The sequence below is a fragment of the Actinomadura sp. 6K520 genome, assembly GCF_004349245.1.
Classification (GTDB): Bacteria; Actinomycetota; Actinomycetes; order Streptosporangiales; family Streptosporangiaceae; genus Spirillospora.
In genome coordinates, this window is sequence record NZ_SMLC01000287.1 from 1 (window position 1) to 5,994 (window position 5,994).

Below are 5,994 nucleotides of genomic sequence, written 5' to 3' on the forward strand. Positions count from 1 at the left end.
GTTTATAAGAGACAGGATGTGGGCCATGGTGCCGGTGCCGGCGAGTGTGGTGAGGGCTTGGGAGCGCAGGGCGATGGTTTTGGCGGCGTCGTCAAGCGTTAGTGCGCCGGCGGTGTAGGCGGCGGCGATTTCGCCTTGGGAGTGGCCGATGACGGCGTGGGGGTGGATGCCGTGGTGTTGCCAGAGTTTGGCCAGGGCGGTCATGACGGCGAACAGGGCCGGTTGAACGACGTCGACCCGTTCCAGAGCGGGAGCGGTCTCGCGCTGGTGGAGCAGGTCGAGCAGGGACCAGTCGGTGTGGGGGGCCAGCGCCTGGTGGCAGGCGTGGATGTGGTCGGCGAACACCGGTGAGGTGCGGAGCAACTCAGTGGCCATGCCGGGCCACTGCGATCCCTGGCCGGGGAACACGAAGACGATCCTGTTGTCCCCGGAGGGGTCGGCTGGGGGTGTGTGGGTCAGTCCGGGTGCGGACTGCCCGGTGGCCAGTGCCCGCAGACCGGTGCGGAAGTCGTCCAGTCCGGTGCCGGTGATGACGGCGCGGTGAGCGAAAGCGGCGCGGGCAGTGGCCAGGGTGTATCCGACGTCGATGAGGCTGACGTCGGGGTGGTGGTCCAGGTGCTCCAAGAGCCGCTCGGCTTGGGCGCGGAGCGCTTGGGGGGTTTTCGCTGACAGCGGCCAGGCGAGTGCGGGCGTGGTGGGTGGTGTCGTCGCCGTGGTCTGGACGGGTGCAGGTTTCGGGGGTTGTTCGAGGATGAGGTGGGCGTTGGTGCCGCTGACTCCGAAGGAGGACACAGCGGCACGGCGGGGCCGGTCGACCTCAGGCCAGGGCTGAGCCTCGGTGAGAAGCGCGACGGTACCGGCTCCCCAGCCCACTTCCGGGTTGCCTTCTTGGACGTGCAAGGTCTCGGGCAGATGGCCGTGGTTGATGGCCTGGACCATCTTGATGACCCCGGCGACCCCGGCGGCGGCCTGCGTGTGACCGATGTTGGATTTGATCGAGCCCAGGTAGAGCGGCCGGTCCTGCGTGTGGCGGGTGCCGTAGGTCGCGAGTAGCGCGTTGGCCTCGATGGGGTCGCCCAGTGCGGTGCCCGTGCCGTGGGCCTCAACCGCGTCGATCTGGTCGGGTGAGAGCTGGGCATGGGCCAGGGCCTCGTTGATGACGCGTTCCTGCGACGGACCATGGGGCGCGGTGAGGCCGTTGCTGGCGCCGTCCTGGTTGACCGCCGAACTCCTGATCACGGCGAGGATCGGGTGACCGTGCTTCCGGGCGTCCGACAGGCGTTCCAGCAGCACCAGGCCGACGCCCTCGGACCATCCCGTGCCGTCGGCGGACGCGGCGAAGGACTTGCACCGGCCGTCCGCGGCCAGCCCCCGCTGGCGGCTGAACTCCACGAACAGACCCGGCGTGGACATGACGGTGGAGCCGCCGGCGAGGGCGAGATCGCATTCACCGGTGCGCAGGGAGTGGGCGGCCAGATGCATGGCCACCAGAGAGGAGGAGCAGGCGGTGTCGACGGTGACCGCAGGTCCGTGCAGGCCGAGGGTGAACGAGACCCGGCCGGAGGCCACGCTCGTGGCCTTGCCGGTCATGAGGTATCCCTCGTAGTTCTCCGGCGCCTGGTGCAGGTGGGGTCCGTAAGGCTGGAAGACGACGCCGGTGAAGACTCCCGTCCGGCTCTGCTTGAGGGAAGGGGGTGCGATGCCGGCGCGTTCGATGGTTTCCCAGGCGACTTCGAGCAGGAGCCGCTGCTGGGGGTCCATGGCGGTGGCTTCGCGGGGGGAGATTCCGAAGAACGCGGCGTCGAATTGGTCGGCGTCGTGTAGGAACCCGCCTTCCCGGGCGTAGGACTTCCCGGGTGTATCGGGGTCGGGGTCGAAGAGGGCGTCCAGGTCCCAGCCCCGGTTGTCGGGAAACGGGGTGATGGCGTCGCGGCCCTGCTCGACCAGCTCCCACAAATCCTCAGGCGATGACACACCACCCGGGTACCGGCACCCCATCGCCACGATCGCGATCGGCTCCCGAGCGCGCTCCTCCACCTCGTGGAGACGTTCGCGGGTCTCCTGAAGGTCGGCCGTGACCCGCTTGAGGTACTCGAAGAGCTTTTCCTCGTTGGCCATCACTTACCCCCCTCGGCCTTGTCGCCGTGGTCGTTGTCGTCCATGCCGCGATCGATGAGCGCGAAGAGATCCTCGGGCCGGCTCGTGGCCAGGATGGTGCGGGTCATGTCGGGTCCCGGCGGCTCCTGCCCGGACAGCCGCCGCAGCAGGCCGTGGAGGCGGGGGCGGAGGTCTCCGGGAAGGCCGCCGATGTCGAGGCCGTCGGCGAGGCTCGCCTCCAGCCCGTCCAGCTCGGCGAGCAGCGCCGCGCCGGGGGGCGGTGGTTCGGGGACGAGTTGCGAACGCAGATACCCGGCGAGTTCGTGCGGCGTCGGGCGGTCGAAGATGAGCGTCGCGGGCAGGCGCAGGCCGGTGGCGGTGCCCAGCCGGTTGCGCAGTTCGACCGCGGTCAACGAGTCCAGCCCGAGCTCCTTGAACGTGCTCCCGCGACCGATGTCCGTCGCGTCGTGTCCGAGGACCGCGGCGACCTGGCCGCGCACGGTCTCCAGCAGGAGTTCGTCCTGCTCGTCTCGGGAAAGGCTCGCCAGGCGCATCCGCAGGTCCGGGGACGGCTGGGCGGCGGCGCCGGCCGGCTGTTTCCGGCCGCCCCGCACGAGCCCCTGGAGCAGCGGAGAGATCGTGCCGCTCTCGGCCGCCGCCGCGAGAGCCCTGACGCTGATGCCGGCGGGGACGAGTGTGGGGCCGGGGTGGTCGAGCGCGGCGTCGAAGAGCCGGAGGGCCTGGTCGGTGGGAAGCGGGTTCAGGCCGCTGCGGGTGAGCCGCGCGTGATCGGTCTCCGTGAGATGGGACGTCATTCCCCCGGGCTGCTGCCAGAGTCCCCAGGCGAGGCTGATGGCGGGCAGCCCCTGGGTGCGGCGGCTGTGGGCGAGGCCGTCCAGGAGGGCGTTGGCGGCGGCGTAGTTGCCCTGCCCGGGAGACCCCAGGGTTCCGGCGATCGAGGAGAACAGCACGAACGCGCTGAGGTCCAGGTCCTTGGTCAGCTCGTGCAGGTGCCAGGCCGCGTCGGCCTTCGGGCGGAGCACGGTGTCCAGCTGGTCGCCGGAGAGGTCGGTGAGGACGGTGTCGTCGATGACGCCCGCCGCGTGGATGACGGCGGTGAGCGGATGCTCCTCCGGGATGGACTCGACCAGGCGTGCGAGCGCGGCCGGGTCGGTGGTGTCGCAGGCGGCGACGGTGACGTCGGCGCCCCGGTCGGCGAGCTCGCCGAGGAGCCGCGCACCCCCTTCCGCCTCCGGGCCGGAGCGGCTGGCGAGCAGGAGGTGCCGCATACCGTGGCGCTCGGCGAGGTGGCGGGCGACCGCGGAGCCGAGGCTCCCGGTGCCGCCAGTGATCAGGACGGTGCCGTCGGGGTTCAGCGGGGCCGGAATGGTCAGCACCACCTTGCCGATGTGCCGGGCCTGGCTGAGATGGCGCAGCGCTCGGGCCGCGTGCCGGACGTCCCAAGCTTCGATCGGCGGCGGGACCAGCGAGCCGTCCTCGAACAGGGGAGCCAGCTCGGCGAACATCTCGCCGATGCGCCGGGCAGGCGTCTCATGCAGGTCGAACACGTGATAGGCGACACCCGGATGGTCGTCCTCGACCTGTGCGGGGTCCCGGACATCGGTCTTGCCCATCTCGATGAACCGCCCCCCGGGACCGAGCAGCCGCAGGGACGCCTCCGTGAACTCGTTGGCGAGGGAGTTGAGGACGACGTCCACACCGCGTTCGCCGACCAGGCGGCGGAACCGCTCCTCGAAGTCGAGCGTGCGGGAGGACGCGCGGTGTGATTCGTCGATCCCCTGCGCCTCCAGCGCGTGCCACTTCTCGGGGGCGGCGGTGGTGAGCACGTTCACGTCCCAGAGCCGGGCGAGCTGGAGGGCCGCCGAGCCGACACCGCCCGTCGCGGCGTGGACGAGCAGCGTCTCGCCCCGCCGCAGCCCCGCCAGTTCCTTGAGCCCCTGGTAAGCGGTCAGGAACACCACGGGCACCGCGGCCGCCTGGGCGAAAGACCATCCGGCGGGGACGCGGGCGACGAGCCGGCGGTCGGTGACCGCCAGCGGGCCGACGCCGTCCTGGAACAGGCCCATCACCCGGTCGCCGGGAGCCAGGTCCGGCACATCGGGAGCGGCCTCCACGACGACACCGGCGGCTTCACCGCCTACGCCCGTGCGGTCGTTCACCATTCCCAGCCCGACGAGCGCGTCCCTGAAGTTGAGACCTGCCGCGCGAAGCGAGACGCGGATCTGCCCGGCCGCCAGCGGCGCCTCCGCCTCCGGCCAGGGGGTTGCCACGAGATCGTCGAGGGTGCCCGGCGTGCGGTTCTCCAGCCGCCAGGGAACCGGTCCGGCAGGGGTGTCGAGATCGGCGCCGGGGTCGGGCCTGCCGATTCTGGGGACGAGCAGGGTCCTGCGCCGGACGGCCACCTGGTGCTCCCCACTCGCCAGAGCGGCGCCGATGGCACCGGCCGAGTCCTGATGGCCGTCGATGTCGATGACCGCCACGCGGCCGGGATGTTCGAGTTGCGCTGTACGGGCCAGGCCCCAGACCGTCGCCTGGGCCAGATCGCCGATCCCTGCGTCGAGACCCGTGGCGACCGCACTTCTCGTCAGGAGCACGAGACGGCGCCCGGCGTAGCGGTCGTCGGCAAGCCATGTGCGGAGCGCACCGAGCGTTTCGCCGGCGATGTCGTGCGCGTCCGCGGGAACGTTGCCGACCGCGAGTTTCGGGCACCACAGCAACGTCAGTTCCGGCAGCGGCTCCCCGGCATCGACGGCCTTGCCGTACGAGGACAGGTCAGGGTGCACCTGCGCGGCCGCTTCCGCGAGCATCCGTGCCGCGCCGTCACCGTGGCCGCCGACGAACGCATAGGACGGACACGGACCATCCGGGTCGGTCTCCGCAAGCGCCTGCCAGTTCAGCTCGAACATGCTCTCGCGGTGAGCGCGCCCCGCCGAGCGCAGCCGCTCCGGCGCGATCGGCCGCACGTTGAGCGCGCCGACGGAGAGGACCGGCGCGCCTTCGGCGTCGGTGGCGGTGATGCGGACCTGGTCGTCGGCGGTGGGCTGGAGGCGCACGCGGAGGGTGGTGGGCCTGGTGGCGTGGAGGGAGACGTTCTGCCAGGCGAAGGGAAGTTTGATGGGATCGCCCGTGGTCTGGCTGAGTCCGAGGGGGTGGAGTGCGGCGTCGAGGAGTGCGGGGTGGATGCCGTATCCGGTGGTGTCGGTGTCGTCGGGGAGGACGATGTCGGCGTAGAGGTCGTCGCCGAGTTGCCAGGCGCGGGTGAGGCCGCGGAACGCCGGGCCGAAGTGGTAGCCGCGTTCGCTCAGGCCGTCGTACGCGCCGGTGAGATCGATCGGCGCGGCGGCCGCCGGCGGCCACTCGGACGGCGGCGACGGCGGCGGGTCCAGGGTGCCGGACAGGGCACCGACCGCGTGCCGCACCCATGAGGAGCCGTCTTCACCGTCCGCGGGCCTGGAATGGACGGCGATAGTCCGCCGTCCACCGTCATCCGCGGGCTCGACCGTGATCTGCAGATGCAGGGAGCCTTCGTCAGGGATGACCAGCGGGCTTTCGAGCGTCAGCTCCTCGATGTGCGGAGCGTCAGTGCGGGCGCCCGCGTGCAATGCCATTTCGACAAGGCCGCTTCCGGGGACCAGCACCGAATCGACGATGGCGTGGTCGTTGAACCAAGTCTGGGATTTGAGCGAAAGCCCTCCGGTGAAAAGGACTGTGCCGGAGTTCGATATCTCGGTGGCGGCCGCCAGGATCGGATGGCCCGTTCTGCTGAGTCCGAGGCTTTCGGTGTTCTTGTCGTGGTTGTTTGTGTGGAGCCAGTGGGTGTGGTGTTGGAAGGGGTAGGTGGGGAGTGGTGGGAGTGGGGTGTGGGTGGTGTTGTGT

3 protein-coding genes are annotated in these 5,994 nt (G+C 70.8%); 1 reads left to right on the forward strand and 2 read right to left on the reverse strand.

Going from position 1 to position 5,994, the window contains the following annotated elements:
• The coding region (locus E1289_RS35965) for a type I polyketide synthase (RefSeq protein WP_131988384.1) at window positions 1-2,118 on the reverse strand (2,118 nt) is incomplete at its 3' end.
• A complete protein-coding gene (locus tag E1289_RS35970) occupies window positions 2,118-5,537 on the reverse strand; it encodes an SDR family NAD(P)-dependent oxidoreductase (protein WP_347813615.1) in 3,420 nt (1,139 codons plus the stop codon). The genes E1289_RS35970 and E1289_RS35965, both read right to left, overlap by 1 nt.
• 36 nt (window positions 5,538-5,573) lie before the next feature.
• Here E1289_RS35970 and E1289_RS40375 point away from each other — a divergent pair.
• Window positions 5,574-5,994 (forward strand): hypothetical protein (locus E1289_RS40375; protein WP_347813616.1); only part of this gene is annotated, 421 nt, incomplete at its 3' end.